General features: G+C 60.2%; 21 protein-coding genes. 13 read left to right on the forward strand and 8 right to left on the reverse strand.

Features of this window, described 5'->3' with window-relative positions; translation table 11 throughout:
- Positions 1–142: 142 nt before the first annotated feature.
- From HMPREF1261_RS06770 to HMPREF1261_RS06780, 3 genes are read left to right on the forward strand one after another with little or no spacing between them, the layout of a single operon-like run.
- Positions 143–1522 carry a glycine--tRNA ligase gene (locus tag HMPREF1261_RS06770; RefSeq protein ID WP_023030406.1) on the forward strand — a complete coding sequence of 460 codons (1380 nt, stop codon included), beginning with the start codon at positions 143–145 and terminating at the stop codon, positions 1520–1522.
- Between the two features lie 4 nt (positions 1523–1526).
- A complete protein-coding gene (locus tag HMPREF1261_RS06775) occupies positions 1527–2036 on the forward strand; it encodes a hypothetical protein (protein WP_023030407.1) in 510 nt (169 codons plus the stop codon).
- A complete protein-coding gene (locus HMPREF1261_RS06780; protein ID WP_023030408.1) occupies positions 2036–2563 on the forward strand; it encodes a hypothetical protein in 528 nt (175 codons plus the stop codon). The genes HMPREF1261_RS06775 and HMPREF1261_RS06780 overlap by 1 nt, the downstream gene beginning before the upstream one ends.
- A 31-nt stretch (positions 2564–2594) precedes the next feature.
- Here HMPREF1261_RS06780 and HMPREF1261_RS06785 read toward each other — a convergent pair whose 3' ends face one another.
- Positions 2595–4613 carry a TPM domain-containing protein gene (locus tag HMPREF1261_RS06785; protein ID WP_034658245.1) on the reverse strand — a complete coding sequence of 673 codons (2019 nt, stop codon included), beginning with the start codon at positions 4611–4613 and terminating at the stop codon, positions 2595–2597.
- Between the two features lie 71 nt (positions 4614–4684).
- Between HMPREF1261_RS06785 and HMPREF1261_RS06790 the strand changes: the two genes are divergently transcribed.
- Together HMPREF1261_RS06790 and HMPREF1261_RS06795 are read left to right on the forward strand one after the other, a co-directional pair.
- Positions 4685–5272, forward strand: coding sequence for a YdcF family protein (locus tag HMPREF1261_RS06790; protein ID WP_023030410.1), 588 nt, complete (start codon positions 4685–4687; stop codon positions 5270–5272).
- An 11-nt stretch (positions 5273–5283) separates the two neighbouring features.
- The gene (locus tag HMPREF1261_RS06795) at positions 5284–6576 is read left to right on the forward strand and encodes a deoxyguanosinetriphosphate triphosphohydrolase (protein WP_023030411.1); all 1293 of its coding nucleotides are present in this window, start codon (positions 5284–5286) and stop codon (positions 6574–6576) included.
- A gap of 208 nt (positions 6577–6784) precedes the next feature.
- Here the strand turns inward: HMPREF1261_RS06795 and HMPREF1261_RS06800 are convergent, their stop codons facing one another.
- Both HMPREF1261_RS06800 and HMPREF1261_RS06805 read right to left on the reverse strand, forming a co-directional pair.
- Positions 6785–7018: a hypothetical protein gene (locus tag HMPREF1261_RS06800; RefSeq protein WP_023030412.1), complete on the reverse strand. Its 234-nt coding sequence runs from the start codon at positions 7016–7018 to the stop codon at positions 6785–6787.
- Between the two features lie 2 nt (positions 7019–7020).
- Positions 7021–7443, reverse strand: coding sequence for a ribonuclease domain-containing protein (locus HMPREF1261_RS06805; RefSeq protein WP_023030413.1), 423 nt, complete (start codon positions 7441–7443; stop codon positions 7021–7023).
- Positions 7444–7667: 224 nt separating this feature from the next.
- Here HMPREF1261_RS06805 and dnaG point away from each other — a divergent pair, with 224 nt between their 5' ends.
- The gene (gene dnaG, locus HMPREF1261_RS06810) at positions 7668–9587 is read left to right on the forward strand and encodes a DNA primase (RefSeq protein ID WP_023030414.1); all 1920 of its coding nucleotides are present in this window, start codon (positions 7668–7670) and stop codon (positions 9585–9587) included.
- Positions 9588–9656: 69 nt separating this feature from the next.
- On the opposite strand, the gene HMPREF1261_RS06815 is transcribed toward dnaG, so the two are convergent.
- Positions 9657–9938 carry a hypothetical protein gene (locus tag HMPREF1261_RS06815; RefSeq protein WP_023017147.1) on the reverse strand — a complete coding sequence of 94 codons (282 nt, stop codon included), beginning with the start codon at positions 9936–9938 and terminating at the stop codon, positions 9657–9659.
- 154 nt (positions 9939–10092) lie between these two features.
- On the opposite strand from HMPREF1261_RS06815, the gene HMPREF1261_RS12885 reads away from it, so the two are divergent.
- Positions 10093–10257 (forward strand): hypothetical protein, encoded by a 165-nt coding sequence (locus tag HMPREF1261_RS12885; RefSeq protein ID WP_005278122.1) that lies wholly within the window; start codon positions 10093–10095, stop codon positions 10255–10257.
- Between the two features lie 12 nt (positions 10258–10269).
- On the opposite strand, the gene HMPREF1261_RS06820 is transcribed toward HMPREF1261_RS12885, so the two are convergent.
- Complete coding sequence (locus HMPREF1261_RS06820) at positions 10270–11487, reverse strand: acetyl-CoA C-acetyltransferase (RefSeq protein WP_023030415.1); 1218 nt, start codon at positions 11485–11487, stop codon at positions 10270–10272.
- Positions 11488–11496: 9 nt separating this feature from the next.
- A complete protein-coding gene (locus HMPREF1261_RS06825; RefSeq protein WP_023017150.1) occupies positions 11497–12270 on the reverse strand; it encodes an IclR family transcriptional regulator C-terminal domain-containing protein in 774 nt (257 codons plus the stop codon).
- Positions 12271–12386: 116 nt separating this feature from the next.
- Between HMPREF1261_RS06825 and HMPREF1261_RS06830 the strand changes: the two genes are divergently transcribed.
- Together HMPREF1261_RS06830 and HMPREF1261_RS06835 are read left to right on the forward strand one after the other, a co-directional pair.
- Positions 12387–13130 carry a CoA transferase subunit A gene (locus HMPREF1261_RS06830; protein ID WP_005278125.1) on the forward strand — a complete coding sequence of 248 codons (744 nt, stop codon included), beginning with the start codon at positions 12387–12389 and terminating at the stop codon, positions 13128–13130.
- Complete coding sequence (locus tag HMPREF1261_RS06835; protein WP_005278126.1) at positions 13130–13771, forward strand: 3-oxoacid CoA-transferase subunit B; 642 nt, start codon at positions 13130–13132, stop codon at positions 13769–13771. Before HMPREF1261_RS06830 ends, HMPREF1261_RS06835 begins: the two co-directional genes overlap by 1 nt.
- Before the next feature lie 74 nt (positions 13772–13845).
- Here HMPREF1261_RS06835 and HMPREF1261_RS06840 read toward each other — a convergent pair whose 3' ends face one another.
- A complete protein-coding gene (locus HMPREF1261_RS06840) occupies positions 13846–15192 on the reverse strand; it encodes an MFS transporter (protein ID WP_023030416.1) in 1347 nt (448 codons plus the stop codon).
- 425 nt (positions 15193–15617) lie between these two features.
- Between HMPREF1261_RS06840 and HMPREF1261_RS06845 the strand changes: the two genes are divergently transcribed.
- From HMPREF1261_RS06845 to HMPREF1261_RS06860, 4 genes are all read left to right on the forward strand, one after another.
- Positions 15618–17174, forward strand: a complete 1557-nt coding sequence (locus HMPREF1261_RS06845; RefSeq protein ID WP_005278129.1) for a pyruvate carboxylase — start codon at positions 15618–15620, stop codon at positions 17172–17174.
- A 2-nt stretch (positions 17175–17176) separates the two neighbouring features.
- Positions 17177–17728: an acetyl-CoA carboxylase biotin carboxyl carrier protein gene (gene accB / locus HMPREF1261_RS06850; protein WP_023030417.1), complete on the forward strand. Its 552-nt coding sequence runs from the start codon at positions 17177–17179 to the stop codon at positions 17726–17728.
- A 17-nt stretch (positions 17729–17745) separates the two neighbouring features.
- Positions 17746–19122, forward strand: coding sequence for an acetyl-CoA carboxylase biotin carboxylase subunit (accC, locus tag HMPREF1261_RS06855; RefSeq protein WP_005284133.1), 1377 nt, complete (start codon positions 17746–17748; stop codon positions 19120–19122).
- A gap of 145 nt (positions 19123–19267) precedes the next feature.
- Entirely contained in the window at positions 19268–20191 is a 924-nt protein-coding gene (locus HMPREF1261_RS06860; protein WP_023030418.1) for a DMT family transporter, read from the forward strand.
- A 76-nt stretch (positions 20192–20267) separates the two neighbouring features.
- On the opposite strand, the gene HMPREF1261_RS06865 is transcribed toward HMPREF1261_RS06860, so the two are convergent.
- Complete coding sequence (locus tag HMPREF1261_RS06865) at positions 20268–21320, reverse strand: PDR/VanB family oxidoreductase (RefSeq protein WP_023017155.1); 1053 nt, start codon at positions 21318–21320, stop codon at positions 20268–20270.
- Positions 21321–21627: the final 307 nt, after the last annotated feature.

Here is a 21627-nt window from a genome sequence, read left to right on the forward strand (position 1 = left end):
CTACTATATTACCTCAAGTTGGTCATTACCTGTACATTAACCGAATTAAATCCACCCCCTGATCCCACTACTGATGGGGGATAAGGGTTAAACTGAATGAGATTGTCACGACTGTCCCCTACCAGAGGAGTCCTTTACAACCATGGCATCCCTTATCGATACCGTTGTTAATCTGTGTAAACGCCGCGGCTTGGTCTACCAGGCGGGTGAGATTTACGGCGGTTCCCGCTCCGCATGGGACTATGGTCCTCTTGGTGTGGAGTTGAAGGAAAACATCAAGCGTCAGTGGTGGCGCCACATGGTCCAATCCCGCCCCGACGTCGTGGGCGTGGATACCTCCGTCATCCAGCCGCGCCAGGTGTGGGTCTCCTCCGGCCACGTGGAGGTCTTTACTGATCCACTTGTGGAATCGCGCCACACCGGTAAGCGCTACCGCGCCGACCACCTGATCGAAGCCTACGAAGAAAAGCACGGCCACGAGCCAGAAAACGGCCTGGCAGAAATCAACGATCCGGAAACCGGCCAGCCAGGTGACTGGACCGAGCCGAAGGCCTTTTCTGGCCTGCTGAAGACCTTCCTGGGGCCAGTCGATGACGAGCAAGGTCTGCACTACCTGCGCCCGGAGACCGCACAGGGCATCTTCATCAACTTCAAGAACGTGATGACCTCCTCGCGTATGAAGCCGCCCTTCGGCATTGCCAATATTGGTAAGTCCTTCCGCAACGAGATCACCCCGGGTAACTTCATCTTCCGCACCCGCGAGTTCGAGCAGATGGAGATGGAGTTCTTCGTCAAACCGGGCGAGGACGAAGAGTGGCACCAGTACTGGATCGATGACCGCTACAAGTGGTACACCGACCTGGGCATCAAGGAAGAAAACCTGCGCCTGTACGAGCACCCCAAGGAAAAGCTCTCGCACTACTCCAAGCGCACCGTAGACGTGGAGTACGCCTTCGGCTTCAAGGGCTCCAAGTGGGGCGAGCTGGAAGGTGTGGCCAACCGCACCGATTATGACCTGTCCGTCCACGATAAGGGCTCTGGCGAGGACCTGTCCTACTATGACCAGGCCAATGATGAGCGCTGGATCCCGTACGTCATCGAGCCGGCCGCCGGCCTTGGCCGTTCCATGATGGCCTTCCTTGTAGATGCCTACGACGAGGAAGAGGCCCCGAACGCTAAGGGCGGCACCGACAAGCGCGTGGTTCTGCGCTTGGACCGCCGCTTGGCCCCCATCAAGGTCGCCGTCCTCCCATTGTCCAAGAAAGAGGAGCTCTCCACCCCGGCCCGCGAACTCGCGGATAAGCTGCGCGCTTACTGGAACGTGGACTTTGACGTCTCCGGTGCCATCGGCCGCCGCTACCGCCGCCAGGACGAGGTCGGTACGCCATTCTGCGTCACCTTCGACTTCGATTCGCTCGAGGATAACGCCGTGACCGTGCGTGAGCGCGACACCATGGAGCAAGAGCGCGTAAAGATTGAGGATCTTGAGTCCTACCTCGCCGCGCGCCTGATCGGATGCTAAGCAGATGCACTACACCAGCTGGGATCGCTCCGACCGCGAAAAGCCCGTCCTCCTCGTTGAGGAAGGGCCGGAGCGCCTAGGCGTCTTTGCGGAGCATTCCGCCGAGGTAGACGGCAACTTTTGGCGCGTCGAGGTCAGCGATCTGGGTGCTTCGGCCACGCTTGACGATGGCTCCGTCTACCGCCTTGCCGGCCGCCTCGGCCGCGACAAGCGCCTGGAGGCATCGCTCAATGGCCGCACCTTTCATTACGTCAATGAAAATAGCGGCGATTGGATCATCGATGACGTCGATGACAATAAGGTGGCGCAGTTTTCCGCTAAGAACTCCGGTGTGCGCAAGGCCATCTTGGAATTCGAGGACGATGCGGAAGGCTTGAGCACCGCAGAAATCGCCGGTCTCAGCTGGTTTACCCGCGCGATTTTGGAAAAGAACACCAAAAACTCCGCGTGGGTATGGATCATCACGCTGGTATTGGCCTCCATCGTCGCCCTGCTGGCGGTGTTCATCTTCTAATGGCAGGAACGATGCCGTGGCAGTGGAACGGTACTACGCTGCGCGATGCGCGTGGAACCGACATCGCCTGGGTGCGAGACGGGGTACTGACCATTGCCAGCGCGCTCTCTGGGGATCCCGCACAGCCGGATGTGCTTTTTGACGTGGAGACCTCGCTAGACGGTGCAACCGTCTCCCCGCGCTTTTTCCTGCGGGCCCGGCCGCGTGCCAGCCGCAGCGCGGACTCCGGCGCCGCGAAGCATTGTGAAGTCTCGCAGGAGGGATTGACCGTCACACGCCTGCGCGCGACCTGCGGAGATGCCCACTACCTTTTGGAGCGCTCCGCCATTTTTGGCAAGCAGCGCCGCATCGTGGCCCTTGCCGAAGATGGTAGCGCGGAGGGCACCGAAGTTGCGCGCCTTACCCCGCGGGGCAATGGCCTAGAAGTAGCGGCCGCTGATAACAATGGCCTTCCGGACTTAGACGCGGTAGTGCTGAGCTATAGCTGCCTGCTTGTTGATGCCACACCGCGCATCGTACGCGGCTAAGCGCCAACAAAGCAGGCCTTCTGAGCCGGGCTTAGAAGGAGCCGCCGCGGAAACCGCCTCCGCCACCGCCGCCGGAGAATCCTCCGCCGCCGCCACCGAAGCTGCCGCCGCCTCCGCTGAAACCACCGCCGAAGCCGCGGCCACCGCCGCCCAAGATTTGGCCTAGGACCATACCGGTGATGATATTGCCGGCCGTGGAACTCGTCTGCTGGCGTTGTTGCTGGCGGCGGTACTCATCGGAATCATCCTTGGCCCGCTGCAGGGCGGTCTGTGCTGCGGCAACGGCTTCGCGGGAGGATTGCAGCGCGCCGCGGATATCGCTGCGCTGGGTATGCAGGGCTTGGGCGTGGAGACGCTTGGCATCGGCAAGCGCGGTGCGGGCGCCGGAACCAACGATGCGCCCGCGCGAGGAAATGAGATCCTCGGCGGCCTGAATATTGGATTCTGCCACCGACATTTGCTGGTGGAAAAGCTCGAGCTGGCGCGCATGGGTGGAGGTCTTTTCCCGCACGCGGTCGAGGCGCTCATCAAGCTCGGTATCGATGCTCATAAGGGCGGTGTGCTGGCCCAAGGGATCCGTATCGCCCTGTTGCTTGGCGTCAGTGACCGCGGCAGAAGCGCGCTCAAGCAGCTCCTCGAGGGCCTCCCAATCCGCCTGGGTTCCCTGAGATTTGCCTTGGCGCTCCAGTTCGCGGGCTTCCTCGATTTCGCCCTCGACCTCGGTGATAAGCGCACCCAGATTGCGGCGCGCGGAGGAAATATTCTCCTCGGCGTGCTCCACACCGGTCAGGAGCCTATCGGTAACCTCCGTGGCGTGCTCGATATCGCGGATAAGCCCCACGAGCGAGCCCTGTTTGCCGGCGGGTTGGCCCTGCACCTCGCGGGCTTGGTCCAGGAGCTTTTCCGCCTCATCGAGGGAAGCGCTGGCCAATTCTGGGTTATCCGCAATGGAGGATAAGACCTCTGCGGAGTAGTCCTCTTGGAGCTTTGTGAGGGTACCTTCGGCGCCCGGCAGGCGGGTCCGCAGCCCGACGATGCGCTGGGTGAGCTCGTCCAACTTGGAGTCGCTTTGCAGCAGCAGGTCGCGCATCCGGGCAAACTCTTCTGCCTGGCTATCCAGTGCGTCATCGGCCTGGCCGCAGGTAGAGACGATTTCTACCAGCATCTGCCGGCGCTCGGCCTGGGACTCCGGTACCGCATCATCGAGGCGCTGGCGAATCTTGAACGCCTTTTGCAGGGTAGAGGTGGAGTGATTCATCGCCTTGGTAAACGGGCGGGTGCGCTCCGGCCCGAATTCAGATAGGGCGATATTGAGCTCTTCCTTGCCGCGGCGGATGGATTCATCCGTGGAGACCAGTTCCTCCTGGGCCAACTTATCCAGGGTATCTAGCGGCAGCCGGTTTAATTGATCGGTATCTTCTGGCGCAATCCCGCGGGCGGACTCTAAGGTCTTCGCCTGACTCTTCTTTGTGCTGCGGCGCGAGTAGTACCAAATGCCACCGCCGGCAGCGACGATGGCGGCGGCGCCACCGCCCAGCCAGGCCATGCCGGAAGAATCGGAGGAGCTGGAGGAGCCAAGGGCGGCATCGGCAAGCGCGATCGCAGAAGCGCCGTATTCCTCGGCGGAGAGCTTGCTATAGGCGGCATCGTGCATCTGATCCAGGCGGCCTTCCGGCCATTGATCGCCGGTCTGCACGCCCACCTGGCGCTCGTTCACACCAACGACATAGGCCGCGGAATTCGGGCCCTTCTCGTTGACGATGTTGCGCGCATAGCTTTCTGGATCAGTGCCAAGATCGTTTGCGAAGACAACGAAGATGATGAGCGACTGGTCTTTTTGTAGCTGGGTGATCTTCTCATTGATCTCCCTAATTTCCTCGGTGCTTAAGACCCCTGCCTCATCATTTACCCTGTCTGTCACCGCCGCCGTATCCGGGGCTTGGGCGATGGTAGTGGTCTCCGCAGCTAGGGCCTGGCCTGCGCCAATGGAGGTGCAGCCGAGCAAAAATGCCGCGATGGTAGCGCGGCCGATTCGTGCACTAAGATTCATGCCCACAACCATACCTGCCCGAACGCTCAATCCGGAGAACCTCCTCTGCAGGCAGTAGGGTGGGAAGCATTGTGAAATACGTCGTTGTTTTAGGCACCGCGCAATACGATGGCCGCCCCTCCCGCATCCTGGCCGGGCGCCTGCGCCATGCCGGGGAGCTTGCCACCTCCCACGGCCTGCCCGTCATAACCGTGGGCGGCCAGCTGCCCGGAGACCGGTTTACCGAGGCCGGGGTCGCGCGCGATTACCTGCGCGAGCACTTCCCTGGGCTGCAGGTATCCGCCGTGGAGGAAGGCCTCGATACGCGTGAGTCCTTAGCTGCGGTTATCGATGCCCACGGCATTGCCGATGCCATCATCGTCACCGATCCCTTGCACAGGTTGCGCACGTGGGTCATCGCCAAGCAGGAAGGGCTCAATGCCTCGGTTTCGGGCACGCCCTATTATCCCGCCCGGCGCTTTTCCAAGCCTTGGTGGCGCTATCTCGCACACGAATGCGGCGGACTGTTTTATATTGGGCTCGCCAGCATCGTCTCTTCCCGGTGCGCGCGTGCCTGGAAAAGGCGCCTGTACCGCATTGAGCTGATGCTGCGGCCGAATCAGAAGCTGCGGCACGAAATGATGCAAAATAAAGACGCAGACCGCACGCAGGGGGAATAGACTAAAACGCCGTGTCTTACTCTTATGCTGCAGCTGATTTTGCCCGGCTGGCCGAAGAACGGCCCAAGGGATCCACGATTAGCGATATCGAAGAACACCGCGGGGTTTTCTCCCGCGACCGTGCCCGCGTCTTGCACTCGGCTGCGCTGCGGCGATTGGCGGATAAAACCCAGGTCGTAGGCCCACGTGATGGCGATACCCCGCGCACCCGGCTTACCCACTCGCTCGAAGTTGGCCAGATTGCCCGCGGCATCGGCGCCGGCCTCGGCCTCGATCCGGATCTCTGTGACATGGCTGGGCTTACCCACGATATTGGCCACCCGCCCTATGGCCACAACGGCGAAAATGCGCTTAATGAGGTTGCGCAAGGCGGTTTCGAGGGAAATGCGCAAACGCTGCGCATCCTGACCCGCCTCGAGCCCAAGGTCCTCGTCGAGGATCCCGATGGCACCGCTCGCAGCTTCGGTCTCAACCTCACCCGCGCCGCGCTCGATGGGGCCTGCAAATACCCTTGGACCAAGACCAATCCGGATGGCACCATCAACCGCAAATACGGCGCTTATGATGAGGACGCTGACCTTCTAGCGTGGCTGCGCGAAGGCCATAGCGATAAGCGAAAGTGCATCGAAGCCCAGGTCATGGACTGGTCCGATGATATTGCCTATTCCGTGCACGACGTGGAAGACGGCATCATCTCCCAGCGCATTTCCTTGAACGTGTTGTGGGATTTGGTGGAACTAGCCCATCTTGCAGAAAAGGGCGCCGAGGCCTTTGGCGGAACTGCCGATGAACTCTTGGAAGCCGCCGATAGCCTGCGCAACCTCGATGTCATCAACGCCCTTGGCAATTTCGACTACACCCTGCGCGATTATGCCAAGCTGAAAAAGATGACCTCTGAGCTGGTGGGGCGCTATGTGGGTGCCACTATTGGCGCAACCTCGGAGGCGAATGCTGAGCTCATCACTGCCAATCGGCTCGGCCGCATGCACGGTGACCTGAGCGTTCCGCCCTTGGCGCAGGCAGAGGTCAAGCTCTTAAAGACGATCGCTGTGCTTTACGTAATGGATGAACCAGCGCACCTAGCGCGCCAGGACCGCCAGCGCGAGCGTATCTACCGCGTCTACGACTACCTCGTTGCCGGTGCGCCCGGTTCGCTCGACGCCACCTTCCGCCTGTGGTGGGAGCAGGCCGATACCGATGCCGCTCGCGACCGCGCCATCATCGATCAAATCGCCTCTATGACCGAATCCCGCCTCGAGCGGCTTGCCCGCCGGAGCGCTGACCTTTCGGGGTTCTTGGACTAGTAGCTATGCAGGCTTGGTTGCCCTTTTTGAGGGGCTTGGCCGCGGTATTTCTCTAAAAGTGCAGCCTCCGCTGCTATTTTTGAGGCGGAAAAGTGATATCTGAGGGCGCGCAATGCTCAGTTATTGCAGTGGACCTATAGCAACTGCGGAATGTCCGCATCTGCGGGGCGCCAGTATTCGCTGAGCCACAGCATCCGCGGACTAGCTATTAGCGAGCGAGCCTAACGCCTTCGTATTGGGCGATGGCCGCGATGGCCGCGAAGTCATCCAATTCCATTTCCATGTTGGCAGCCACGATGGTGGATACTTCATTCTCGCGCAGGAATTTAGCTAGATCCTCTAGGCTGCGCGGGCCACAATCCACGCAACCGTGGGTGCGGCCTAAGGCATTGAAGAAATCCGTACGGGTACGGATGGGTTCCGTAATTAAAATGCGGTGCACTATTAATCCTCTGCGTCCGGGATAGAACAGAATGTTTGGTAATGGTCGTCGGTGTAATACCACACATCGGGGTCGGTTTCGGTGCCGCCGCCTGTGACGATGCGCCTCGAACCGCGATGATTGCTGCCAGGGGTTTCTACCGTGTACTCGCGGTAGTAGTCCTGCGCCTGCTGGGGGAGGATGCCTTCATAATTGCCAAAATGGGAATTGTCATTGTCAGGGTAGTCATAGGGACCGCCGGCGAGAATATCGTCCGCGGTTTCTTCGGCTTCGCTAGGAAGGGAAGAAATAGCGCAGGTCTCATCCGTCGACGTTGCATCCTCATCACCGCCGAGGTCGAAGCCGAAGTAGCTAGCGCCTGCAACGATGGCGAGTCCACCAAGGGCCACTGGAAGCGATTTCTTAGACGCTTTGGACTTGGACATGCTCCCTATTGTTACAGGAACTATCTCGAAAACATAAACGTCCACCGCGTCAAGACCGATATCCAAAATTGCCCCGTCCCGGGGTGGGAATACCCGGGGAGAGGCCGCCCCACATGTGGGTAAAACACGGTGATTCTGTGTACTTGCTAACCGGCGCGGTCCAATGCGACCATCCTGGCTTTGGCAGTTAAGCATCCGATATATGGGCGGGGTAATCTGTAGCCATGGCAAAGGGCAGAATTCCGGACAGTGATATCCAAGCTATCCGTGAACGCGCGCCTTTAGAAGAAATCGTGGGCGAATATGTGCAGCTCAAACCTGCTGGGCACGATTCTTTGAAGGGCTTGAGCCCTTTCAAGGATGAAAAGACGCCGTCCTTCCACGTCCGCCCGCAGCGCGGTTATTATCACTGCTTTTCCACAGGTAAGGGTGGCGATGTATTCAGCTTCCTAATGGAAATGGAACAGGTCTCTTTTCCAGAGGCCGTGGAAGCCGTGGCGCAGAAGATCGGCTACCACATCAACTATCAGGGCGGCTCGACCGGTGCCCGCAATGAGAAGCCGGGTACTAGGCAGCGGCTCATCGCTGCGAATAAAGCGGTGCACGAGTTCTACCGGAAGCAGCTGGAAACCCCGGAGGCGGCAACGGCGCGCAATTTTTTGCTGGACCGCGGGTTTAGCCGCGAGGTTATTTATGATTTCGAGTGCGGGTACGCTCCGGAAGGTTGGGACACCGCCACCAAGCACCTGTTGCGCATGGGCTTTTCCTTTGAAGAGCTAGAGGCAGCCGGCATTTCCAAGATGGGCAAGCGCGGACCCATTGACCGTTTTCACCGCCGTTTGCTGTGGCCGATTAAGGATCTTTCCGGCAACGTCATTGGCTTTGGTGCGCGCAAGCTCTTTGATGATGACAAGCTGGGCAAATACATGAATACGCCCGAGACCATGCTTTATCACAAGTCTAAGGTGCTCTTCGGGCTGGATTTGGCCAAGCGCAATATCGCAGAAGGCCACCAAGCCGTGGTGGTGGAAGGCTATACGGATGTGATGGCCATGTATGCGGCAGGCATTAAGACTGCCGTGGCTTCGTGCGGTACGGCCTTTGGCGGGGAGCACCTGCAGGTGCTGCGCCGGCTCATGTTGGATGATTCCTATTTCCACGGCGAGCTCATCTACACCTTCGATGGTGATGAGGCGGGACAGAAGGCCGCGATGCGTGCCTTTGACGGCGAGCAGAAATTTACCGGCCAATCCTTCGTCTCCGTGGCGCCAGACGGAATGGACCCGTGCGATCTACGCCTTGAAAAAGGCGATGCCGCGGTGCGCGACCTGGTGGCGGACCGCATCCCCATGTTTGAGTTCGTTATCCAGTCAGTCATTGCTGATTTCCGGATCGATACTGCCGAGGGACGCTTGCAGGCCTTGCGGCGGGCGGTGCCCATCGTCGCGCAAATCCGTGACCAGCCCCTGCAGCGCGAATACGCCCGCCGGCTCGCCGGCTGGGTGGGCTGGAACGATCCGGAAGAAGTGCTGCGCCAAGTGCGCGCGGAGGCAAAGAAGCCGAAGAAGGCAGACACCCCGACGATTCGCCGCTTTGAAAATGCCCAGCCACAGCCGGCGCAGCAAGACGTGCCGATGATCCATCCGCCGAGCCCGAAGGAGACCCATCTGTGGCCGCAGCGGGAGGCGCTGAAATTGGCCTTGCAGATGCCGGAGGTCGTTGGCTCGTACTTTGATGGCATTACTGCCGATGCCTATACCAACGACGCCTATCGCATCGTGCGCCAAGCGATTTCCGCCGTGGGCGGTGCAGAAAAAGGTGCCACCATGTCCGGGGTGGACTGGATTGCCGCCGTTGCCGGGGAAATGCAGGACCTGACGGGAAGGAATTTCGTTTCCGAGCTGGCAGTCGAGGCCATTCTGCCCACGGACGTGGGCGCAGAAAAATATGCGGATTCCGTGCTCTCGCGGCTGCAGGAAACCGTCGTGGGCGATCAGATTGCGCAGCTGAAAGCCCAATTGGGCCGGATGCGGCCTACCGATGATGAGGCCGGCTATAACTCCCTGTTCGCGGACCTGATTGCCTTGGAACAGGCCCGCCGCGAGCTCAATGACCGCGCCTTTCGCGGCACCCCGGGCATATAAAATCCCCGGGCAGGCACTCGGAGGCTAGTTCAGGTGCTGCGCGGGGAGGGGAGTTAGCGCGGAAGGGCTTTAATCCTCATCCGGCTCATAGATGCGATCTGCTTGCGGAGTTTGGTCGCCCCGAATTTTTCCTTTTCCACGGCGCTTTTCAGAAAGGTCGTGGATTTCGCGCATGCGTGGCTCTGGATCCAGGCGGTTGGCTACCATTTTGCGCGCGGAGCGTACCGCGGACTTGGTGGCGGGGGAGTTGACGGTCTTTTGGTAGGCGCTTTTCATCTGGTGGTAGCGCTTGCGGCCCGCCTTGGTGCCAAATACGTACCCTGCGGCGGCGCCAAAGACGAATTGGATCATTATTGACTAAGTCCCCTTAAAATCATGCGAGCAAAGTTCCACTCCAGCTTACAGCGAAGTGCGGTGTCGTTGTCGGGTTATCCACCGCACCCCTCATCTACCCCTTATTCTCTTTTTCCTTTCCCCTAACCTTCATTCGCGCTACGTTAAGGAAATGAAGTATTCCATGCGGGCAGGTAGGGACTCGGCGATGGCCTCAGCTGCGGCTTCGGCCGTGGCCCTAGCCGCGCTGGTTACTGCCAGCATCGCGGCGGGCGAGCCCAACGCGGATGGCGCCTTGGTGCAGCGCCCGGTGGGGGATTACGGCAGCAGCGAATAGCGCTTGTGGAGGCTAGACCGCCTCAACGATGGCGGCAAGGCCTTGGCCGCCGCCGATGCACATGGTAACCAGCGCGCGCTTGCCGCCGGTGCGGCGCAGATGGTGCGCGGCGGTAACCACGATGCGGGCACCGGTCGCGCCCACCGGGTGGCCCAGTGAGATGCCGGATCCGTTGGGATTGAAGCGGGGATCCTCGGGGGAGATGCCCCACTGATCTAGTACGGCGAGGGCTTGGGCGGCGAAGGCCTCATTGAGCTCGATGAGATCGAGATCGTCGAAGGTGAGATCTAGGCGGTCCATGACCTTGCGGGTTGCCTCAACCGGCGCGATGCCCATGCGCTCTGGTTCCACGCCGGCAAGCGCCCAGCCCTTCAAGACCACCATCGGTTCGAGGCCGAGTTCGTCGGCCTTCTCACGGGTGGTCACGAGCACGGCGGCGGCGCCGTCGTTCTGGCCGGAGGCATTACCTGCGGTCACCGTGGCCTCGTCATCCTGCTTTCCCATCACGGGGCGTAGCTTGGACAGCTTTTCCACACTGGAATCGGCGCGTACGTGTTCATCCTTGTCCACGATGATGGGCTCACCCTTGCGTTGGGGAACGGAGACGGGGACGATTTCGGCATCGAAAAGCGCCTGTTCCTGCGCGCGGGCAGCGTTGTGGTGGGAGCGCACCGCGAGCTCGTCTTGGTCCTCGCGCGACAGGGAACGCTCACGGCGAAGGTTCTCGGCGGTTTCGATCATGCCGCTGGGGATAGGGTGGTTTTTACCACCGGCGGTTTCGCGGGCCTCCTGGAGGCGATCGCGAAAGACCATGTTTCCGCCCTTCGCACCCCAGCGAATATCGCTATCCACGGTGTACTCGGTGCGCGACATGGATTCGGCGCCGCCTGCGATGACCACCTCGGCCGCACCGGTGGCGACGTGTGCGGCGGCGGTGACGATGGCTTGCAGGCCGGAGCCGCAGCGGCGGTCGAGCTGCATACCGGTCACGGAGACGGGCAGGCCGGCATCGAGTGCGGCCACGCGACCCAAGGCAGGCGCAGCGCCGTTCGGGGAGGCCTGGCCGAGGATGATGTCATCGATGACGTTTGGATCGATGCCGGATTCTTCCACGATGGTGGACACCACCAGGCTGGCCAGATCCTGGACGGGGACGGACTTGAGCGCGCCGCCGTAGCGGCCGACTGGGGTGCGCTTGGGGTAGCACAGGACGACGTCTTGAGTATGCATGGATTCTCCTTAGGAAATTTCGGTGGTAGTGAGATCGTGGGAAATGGCCGCGCACGTGGTGAGGAGCTCCGGGAGGATCTGCGCGGTGAGATCTTGGGTGGAATACACGGAGGTCTGGGTGGAAATATTGATGGCCGCCACCGCGCGCCCGGTGCGATCCCGGATGGGAACGGCGATGGAGCGCAGGCCGATTTCTAGCTCTTGATCCACGATGACCCAGCCGCGCCGCCGGACCTCGCCGAGGCGGGCTCGCAGCGCGTCCTGGGATACCAAGGTGTGCGGGGTGACCTGCTCGAGCGGAGCGGTGGTGGCGAAATACTCATCCAGCTCTGCCGGCGTTAAATCAGCGAGCAGTACTTGGCCCATGGACGTGGCGTGCGCCGGGAAGCGCGTGCCGATGGTGATATTGGTGGACATGATGCGGTGTGCTGCGGCACGAGCGATATAGACCACGGTGTCGCGGTCGAGCACGCTCACGGAGCAGGACTCATCGAGTTTCGTAGATAACTCCCTCAAATGGGGCTGGGCAATATCCGGCAGTCCCAAGCTAGATAGGTATGAATAGCCCAGTTCCAAAACGCGCGGGGTGAGCCAAAAATCCGAGCCATCGGTGCGGGCGTAACCTTCCGCGACAAGCGTGTGTAGAAAACGGCGTGCGGTGGCGCGGGCTAGGCCTGTGACCTCGGCAACCTGGGCCAGTGTTTGCCGTGGGCGTTCGCCATTAAACGAGTGAATGACGTTGAGTCCGCGGGCTAATGATTGCACTACGGGGGTATCTGCCACGGTGTGTCCTCCAAGCTATTTTTAGGGTTAAGTGGCCCAGGTCTCTTCAGTGTACCCGATCGTGTTCGCATTCTGAACCCTTGTGCTGTCTGTGAACCGCACGTAGTCTAAGGCCCATGTTGAATAAAGTCATAGCCTCAGTAGAGGAGGCCGTCGCGGATATCCCGGACGGTTCCTCCATCGCGGTGGGCGGATTCGGCCTTGTGGGTATTCCAGCGCAACTCATTGCCGCGCTGCGCTCCCAGGGTGCGAGCGAGCTCACCATCATTTCCAATAACCTCGGTACGGATGATTTCGGCCTTGGCCTGCTGCTCAAGGATCACCGCATTGCCCGCTCCATTGGTTCCTACCTGGGAACCAATAAGGAATACGCGCGCCAGTACCTCGAGGGCGAGCTTACCGTCGAATTTACCCCGCAGGGCACCCTGGCAGAGCGCATGCGCGCCGGTGGCGCGGGCATTCCAGCCTTCTACACCAAGGCTGGCGTGGGCACGCCGCTTGCCGATGGCGATATCCCCACCCGCTACAACCCCGACGGCACCATCGCGGAGACCTCCGCACCGAAGGAAACCCGCGAGTTCAACGGCGAGCTCTACGTCATGGAAGAAGCTCTTACCCCGGACTTCGCCTTCGTCCATGCCGCCCGCGCGGATCGCTTTGGCAACCTTGCCTTTAATAAAACCGCCCAGAACTTCAACCCCGATGCAGCCAAATCCGCCGATATCACCATCGTGCAAGCAGAACAGTTGGTAGAAGCCGTTCCGCCAGCAGAGGTGGATGTGCCCGGAATCTACGTGGACCGCGTAGTGGAAGTGGGCAAACAAGAAACCGGAATCGAATTCAGGACGGTGAGCAAGTAATGACCTGGTCACGCGAAGAAATGGCGGCACGCGCCGCACAAGAACTGGACAATGGTGACTACGTCAACCTGGGCATCGGCATGCCGACGCTCATCCCGGGCTACCTGCCAGAGGGCCGCGAGGTGGTCCTGCACTCTGAGAACGGAATCCTGGGCGTCGGTGCCTACCCTGAAGAGGACAAGGTGGATCCGGAGCTCATCAACGCCGGTAAAGAAACCATTACTGAAGCCCCAGGTGCATCCTTCTTCTCCTCGTCCGAGTCTTTTGCCATGATCCGCTCCCGCGCCATCGACGTCGCGGTGCTCGGTGCCATGGAGGTATCCCAATTCGGCGACCTAGCCAACTGGATGATCCCCGGCAAGATGGTCAAGGGCATGGGCGGTGCGATGGACCTGGTGCACGGTGCCAAGCGCATCGTGGTGATGATGCAGCACGTGTCCAAGCATGGCGATTCCAAGATTCTGGCGGAGTGCCAGCTGCCGCTGACCGGCGCGCGGTGTGTGGATCTGATTATTACTGATCGCGCCGTATTTACCGTGGACGAGCTGGAGGGCCTGACGCTTATCGAGGTCGCCGAGGGTGAAACCGAGGAGTCCATCCGCGAGGTCACGGACGCACCCTTTAAGGTAGCGCTCGACTAATTAGTTATGGACGTGAAAAATCGCCGCTTCCCGGGAAAGCCTGGGAAGCGGCGATTTAGTGTTTGGCGGGTGGATTAGACATCGCGCAGGTCCACGCCCTTGGTTTCAGGCAGGATGTACATGCTGACAAGCGTGAGGATGCACAGTGCGACGACGTAGAAGCCAGAAGCCCAAGTAAGGCCGTGGGCCACGAACCACTGGTAGATATACGGTGCGGTACCGCCGAAGACGGCGACAGACAGCGAGTAGGCCAAGCCGATGCTGCGGGTGCGCTGAGCGGTGGGGAAGACCTCGGACATGATGGAGGACAGCAGCGCACCTCCGGCGGCGACGATGACTACGCCGACGGTGGAGGCCACCAGCAGGGTCCATGGGCGATCATCGATGAAGTTCATCAGCGGGATCTGCAGGATGGCTAGGCCGATGGCGCAGATATAAATGACGGGTTTGCGGCCGATCTTATCGGACAGGCTGCCCCACAGCGGGAGGGCGATGAGACCCGCAGTCTGTGCGGCCACGGTGACCCAATAAGCACCCTGAGTGGACATCCCCTCGTGGCTAATGGCGTAGGTGGAAACATAGGAGGTCCACGTGTAGTGCGCGGCCGTAACGCCGGAGACCATACCCACGACGAGCAAGATATTCTGCCATGCCGGGCGAACAACCGAGGCCGGCTTTTGAGAATTTACGGACTTCTTGGTGCGCTTCGGGGCCTCAACGGTGGGCTCGGCGCTATCGATCTCCTGGAAGTGATCGGATTCCTTCATGTGGCGGCGCAGGTACAGCGCGACCAACGCTGCGGCGGCACCCAAGAGGAACGGGATGCGCCAGCCCCACGCGCCAATCTGCTCGTCCGTCAGGACCAGCGAAATGCCGCCGCCTAAGACGTAGGCGATGACCGAGCCGCCGAAGATGGAAACATAGACCATGGAACCCCAGCGGCCGCGGTGGGCATTCGGGGCGATCTCAGGGATGTAGCTATTGGCGGCTGCGGATTCACCACCGTGTGCAAAGCCCTGCAGCACGCGGATGAAGAGCAGGCCGACAGAAGCCCAGATACCAATGGATTCGTAGGTGGGCAGCAAGCCGATGAGGACCGAGGCACTAGCCACCATGATGATGGTGGTCATCAAGACGGTCTTGCGGCCGCGCTGGTCGGCGATGCGGCCAAAGATGATGCCGCCCAGCGGGCGGACCAAGAAGCCGACGGCGAAGACACCGAAGGTGGCAAGCAGTGCGGAGGCGGTATCGCCCTTGTCAAACATCGCCGCGGCGATGAACGGGGCGAAGACTGCATAGGAGCTCCATTCGTACCATTCCAGGACCTGGCCGGTCAGGCTGGCTGCAAGGGATTTGCGGTCGGTTTTTGTCGCGCCCGATGACTTAGTGGGCGTGGGGCTCGGCGGGGCGGTAGAAGTCATTGTTCCTCCTAGGTGTGGGTCCGAAATATTGAGGAAGATATTACGCACATCACACTTCGCTTAGGCCGCGATGTGGGCCACGAAAAGCGCAGCGCTGCCGGGGCAGATTTGGTTACTGGCTAGAAACTGCATGTCGTCCACCACTTTTCGGGGGAGATGTCCATAAAAATTCGCCGTTCGCTAGGTGAACGATGGTGCGCACTGTGACCCCGTATAGGGGTATTTGTATAAATTCTTTGCCGTAACGAGCTTGGAATTCGCAGGAAAGGGTCATTTCTGGCCGGAATTCCGGCGCTGAAAATTTTGGTGTGGTGTAGCGTGTGAGACACGACACGGAAGGTTTTCGAAGAGTCTTGAACCACCAAAGTGAACCATCACTGTGAACCAACCGAGTCTTTCCGGAGCCACACCCTAAGGAGGGATTTATGACTGCTCTTAGTCCCGAGGAACTAAGCACAGAAGGCCTCGCCGAAATCATGGCCGCGGGCGGACGCCCGGCCGATAGCGAGCGCAAGATCAACATCATCGATACCACCCTGCGTGATGCGCACCAGAGCATCTGGGCCACCCGCATGACCACGAGCCACATTCTTTCGCTGTTGGATGACATCACCAACGCTGGCTTCGAGCACGTGGACTTGGTAGCGCCCATCCAGTTCGACGTGTCCGTGCGCTACCTCAAGGAAGACCCGTGGGAGCGCGTTCGTCTCGTGCACGAGAATGCCGCGCCGGGCACCAAGTTCCGCGCCCTGATTCGTTCCAAGAACCTGGCCTCCTTCGACTTCCTGCCGGATGATGCCATCTTGAACTGGACCGAGCGCCTCTACGCCAATGGCTTCCGTGTGATCGGCTCCTTCGATGGCTTGAATGACATCGACAACATCGACCAGGGCCTCAAGCTGGCTAAGGAACTCGGTGCCGAAACCTTCGGCGCATTGTCCTACTGCTTGAGTCCGGTACACACCGATGACCTGTACAAGCGGAAGGCTACGGAGCTGCTCGAGCGCACCGATGTGGACCGCATCATGCTAAAAGACGCCGGCGGACTGCTTACTCCGGACCGTTTGAAGACCCTCATCCCGGCGATCCGCAGCTCCATCGGTGACGTCCCGCTCGAGGTACACACCCACTCGCTGACCGGACTGTCCCCGCTGACCTATCTCTACGCAGCGGAATTGGGCGTGGATTCTATCCACACCTCCATCGCTCCGCTGGCCAATGGCCCGGGACAGCCAGCCACCCAGGCCGTGGTGCGCGATCTTCGCGCACTGGGCTACACGGTGGACGTTGACGATGAGCGCATCGATTCCGCCAGCGAGCGCATTCAGGAAATCGCCGATACGGAAGATAAGCCAGTAGGCGTTCCGCGCGCATTCGATGGCCTGCACTACATGCACCAACTACCCGGCGGCATGCTTACCAACTTCGAATCCCAGCTGGAAACCGCTGGGTTGGGTGACCGCTTCGAAGAGCTGCTGTACGAGGTCGCACGCGTGCGCGAAGAGCTCGCATACCCCATCATGATTACGCCGTTCGCCCAGTTCGTGGGCACCCAGGCCGTCATGAACGTGATGACCGGTGACCGTTACTCCGTGGTCCCGAACGAGATTAAGAAGTACGCCTTGGGCTACTACGGCGAGCCACTCGCCCCGCTGGACCCAGACGTGCTGGAGAAGATCATGGCCAACGGTTCCTCTGAAATCACGGAGGAAATCCCAGAGCTCAAGCCGGTTCTGCCGGACCTGAAGAAGGCTCACCCGGACGAGGATATCGACACCCTGTTGCTGCGCGTGATGTTCGCTGGCAGCCAGGTCGATGAGATGAAGCGCTTTGTGGCCGAAGGCCGCGGCGGCGAGGGCGAAGGCGTCAAGGGTGGCGTCCTTACCTCCCTGGTACAGCAAATCTACGACTCTTCCGATACCACCGACTTCCACCTCAAGACTTCCGATTTGGAAATCAACCTCACCAAAGGAGAAAAGTAACCATGACTGATTCCACCAACTTGCACGACCTGAAGTCCCTGCTGAAGTGGGCCAACCTTTCTGATGACATTCAAGAGCTGCAGATTAAGTACGGTGACGTCGAGCTCGCGATGTCCCGCACCCCAGGTGGCCTGAACCGCCCGGCACCGGCTCCGGAAGCCGCTCCGGCCGCAGCTCCAGCTACCGCACCAGCACAGGAGGCTGCACCGGCTTCCGCTCCGGCCGCTGAGCCTGAGTCCAAGCCTGCTCCGGCGCAGGAGAAAGCACCGAAGGAAGAACCAAAGACCTCCGGTTCCGGTGAGCCGTCCGCAGAGGGCGAGACCGTTAAGGCTCCCATGGTCGGTACCTTCTACGCTGCTCCGAAGCCGGGCGCAGATCCCTTCGTCAAGGTTGGTGACGAGGTTGAGGTTGGCCAGGTGCTGTGCATCGTTGAGGTTATGAAGCTGATGAACAACATCGAGTCCAAGGTTGCCGGCACCGTGAAGGAAATCCTCGTTGATAATGAGGACGCCGTGGAGCACGGCCAACCCATCATGGTCATCCAGCCGAAGTAATCGATCTGGAGGAAAATATGTCAGATCTATTAGGTAGCGTGCTCATTGCTAACCGCGGTGAGATTGCGCTTCGCATCATTCGCGCCTGCAAGGAATTGGGCATCAAGTCCATCCTTACTTATTCCGAAGGCGATAAGGACTCCTTGCCGGTAAAGCTCGCCGATCAAGCAGTATGCATCGGCCCGGCGAATGTTTCCAAGAGCTACAACAGCCCCGAGCTGGTCATCTCCGCAGCCATGGCGTACAAGGCGGATGCCATTCACCCGGGCTACGGCTTCTTGTCCGAAAAGCCGGACTTTGTCCGCATGGTGGAAGAAGAAGAGATCGGCTTTGTTGGCCCTTCGGCCGAGCACATTGGCTTGATGGGGGACAAGATCGCGGCCAAGCGCATCGCTAAGTCCGCCGGTGTTCCCACCGTGCCGGGCTCCGACGGCGTGGTCACCGAGTTCGACGAGGCCCTGGAGGTTGCCCATAACACCGGCTTCCCGCTGCTGATTAAGGCTGCCGCCGGTGGTGGTGGTCGCGGTATGCGCGTCGTGGAATCCGAGGACACGCTGGAAAAGGATCTCAACGAGATCATGAACGAGGCAGAGTCCGCGTTCAATGACCCGTCGGTCTACATCGAGCGCTTCTTGACGGATATCCGCCACATTGAGATCCAGGTGCTGGCCGATGGCGAAAACGCCGTCGCCCTGGGAGAGCGCGACTGCACCTCGCAGCGCCGCAACCAGAAGCTCATTGAGGAAGGCCCTTCGCCGGTGCTGACCGATGAGCTGCGCCAGGAAATGCAGGAAGCCGCGATTAACCTGTGTAAAGAGGTGAAGTACAAGAACGCCGGAACCATCGAGTTCGTCTTCGATAACACCGAAGATAAGTTCTACTTCATCGAGATGAACACCCGCATCCAGGTGGAGCACCCGGTTACGGAGATGATCACCGGCGTGGACCTCATCAAGGAGCAGCTGCGTATCGCCTCCGGGCAGAAGCTATCTATTACCCAGGATGATGTCGAGATTCGTGGCCACGCCATCGAGTGCCGCATCAACGCCGAGGATCCGAACCAGAACTTCGCGCCGCGGCCAGGCAAGATTGAGCACTACCGCGTGCCAGGTGGCTTCGGTGTGCGCATGGATACCCACATCGAAACGGGCTATACCATCCCGCCGTTCTATGACTCCATGGTGGGCAAGCTCATCGTATGGGCAGAAGACCGCGATGAGGCCATTACCCGCATGCTGCGCGCCATCGACGAGCTGCAGGTAGAAGGCGTTGTCACCACGGCGCCATTCCAAGCCATGCTGCTTGATAGCGAGAAGTTCCGCAGCGGCGAGTTCAACACTGGTTATGTTGCCAAGCTGCTGGAAGGCACCGATTCCATCCCTACGGATGACTAAACCCGGCTCCTTCTAACGAGAGAGTGCAGGTTCCGCTTTGTGCCGGCCTGCACTCTTTTGCATTTTAAGCCTCTACAATTACATCTCTATGTCACGCCTGGTTCCAGGCTTTGCTTAGTCCCATACGTGTGGGGAAGGAAAAACAATGTTGGTTATTGCCGCCATGCTGGTCGGCGCCATCGTGCCGGCGCAAACGGCCATTAATACTCGTCTGCGCGAGTCCATGGGCTCGCCCATCGCCGCCGGGTTCTTCTCCTTCATTATCGGCTTTGCCGTCTCCGCCATCCTCGCGCTGATAGTCACCGGTGACGCGATACCGGACCTGGCGCTGGCGGCCGCCCAACCGTGGTGGGTGTGGCTCGGCGGCTTTATGGGCGTGGCCTTCATCGTGGGAAATATCCTGCTCTTCCCGCGCATCGGCAGCGTAGAAACCGTCATCCTGCCCATCCTGGGACAGGTGACGATGGGTCTTATTTATGATCTGACCGGCCTCTTTGAATCCCCCTTGGTCCCCGTCGGCCCCCTGCGCATCCTCGGCGCCCTCATCGTGGTGGGCGGCATCGCCTTGGTGCTAGAAATCGGCCGGGGCGCTGCCACCACGCGCGCGCAAGCCACCGGGCTTTCGCTGTGGCTGTGGCGGGTTTTCGGCGTGCTCATTGGCATGGGCTCTGCTACCCAAACCGCCGTCAACGGCTACCTGGGAGGCGCGTTGCACAGCCCTATGCCCGCCAGCGTCATTTCCCTGGGCGTCGGCGTGATCCTGTTGGCCCTGCTCACCGTAGGCTGGAAGGCGCCCCGCCGCGCCCTTTTGAGCGGCATCGCCCCAGGTCCCTGGTGGATGTGGCTCGGCGGTGTGCTGGGCGCGCTCTTTGTGGTGGGCGGCGCGACGCTGTCGCCCATGATCGGCACCGGCACGACGGTCATCGGCTCGCTGGTGGGCTCAATCATTTGTGGCCAGGTCATTGAATCGCTGGGCTGGGGCAATGCCAAGCGCGGCCTGCCGCCGGTCCACCGCATCATCGGCTTGGTCTTGGTCATCATCGGTGTGATTATGGTGCGCGCCCTATAGGGCTGTGCCGCGCTTGCCGATGCCCCCTTCTTTCCCTCTTCGCTCCCACTCCCGGCCAGGGTGGGGGAGCGAAGGGTTATTGCCGCCAGCGCTCTAAGGTGAGCTTGGGGCTTAGTGCGCGGGAGACGCATGGCGCGAAGGCGCCCTCGGCATACATTTGCGCGTCATAGACGGAATCGCGGTGATCTGGTTCGCCCTCGACCACGCGCATCAGGCAGGTGCTGCACGTGCCTTCCAGGCAGCGCGATTTTACGGGCAGATCGAGATCCTCGAGGACCTCTAGGACCGTCTTATTTTCTGGGATTTCTACCGTCTCGCCGCAAAATTCCACCTCGAACGGACCGTCGCCGGCCCCGGCGTTTTTCTCACCGGATAGCGCTTGGAGATCGGGGTGGAAGTTCTCCCAGTGAAAGGCATGCTCGGGCAGGTAGTCGAGCGCGATTTCTTTGGCGGAATCCATAAATCCTTGCGGGCCGCAGACATAAAAGGCCGTCTCCTTTGGCGCCTGGCCCAGCAGGTGCCGGTAGATATCCGCCTGTTTGTCGCGCGGGCGGCCGAAGACCTCAATGAGCTTATCGCCGCAGGTCTCGCGCAATTGCTCGAGCAGTACCGCGTGGTGCCTATCGCGCGCGAAAAAGAGCACGAGATACGGCTTGTTCTCGCGCTCGAGGGATTGGGCCATAGAGAGCATGGGGGTAATGCCCACTCCGGCCCCAACTAGGACGTAGTAGCCGGCGTCTGCCACGAGCTCGAAGTTATTGAATGCCTGCGAAATCTTAAAGCTATCCCCGCGGCGCAGTTTGAGCATCGCAATCGAGCCACCCGTGGAGTTTTTCTCCCGCTTTACCGCGACTCCATACGTTGGCCGTTCCTGTTGGCCAGCAGCAGGGGAAGAGGCACCGGCCATCTCAAAAACCGAGTACTGGCGGGTAAGCATCTCACCGTTAGCTCCCGGGAGGGTGATATCGACGTGGCAGCCGGGGGAGTAATCCGTGAGCTGCGCATCACCGTCCAGTGAAAACTCGATGACCGCAAGGTCTTCCGCTACAGCGGTGATATTGTGCACCGTGGCGGTGGTGGAGGGGGCATCGGCAAGCTGGGGCGCGGGTTGAGAAGGAGAACTTGGCATAGGGGTGAATAGACCTCACTTTCGTGACTGTAGTTCAGTGCCAATCCACTGTATGTAATGCACGTCATGGTACAGCCTGTAGCGAGATACACGTTACATATGCGTTCGCATAGCGGACAGGTGTGCGCCTAGTACACCTATATGGGGTGAGTAGGTGGAAGGCTTGCAAAATCTGCCAAGATGGTCATTTTTGCTATTTGCGCAGGAGGGGATAGGTGCTGTGAAGGTGGGCGTAGTGGCGACGTTGGGGACCAGAAATTTTCCAGAAAATTGGATTCAAAATTCATTGCAGTTGCGAGCAAGGTCT

Origin of the sequence: Corynebacterium sp. KPL1818 (assembly GCF_000478135.1) — a bacterium.
GTDB classification, from domain to species: domain Bacteria; phylum Actinomycetota; class Actinomycetes; order Mycobacteriales; family Mycobacteriaceae; genus Corynebacterium; species Corynebacterium accolens.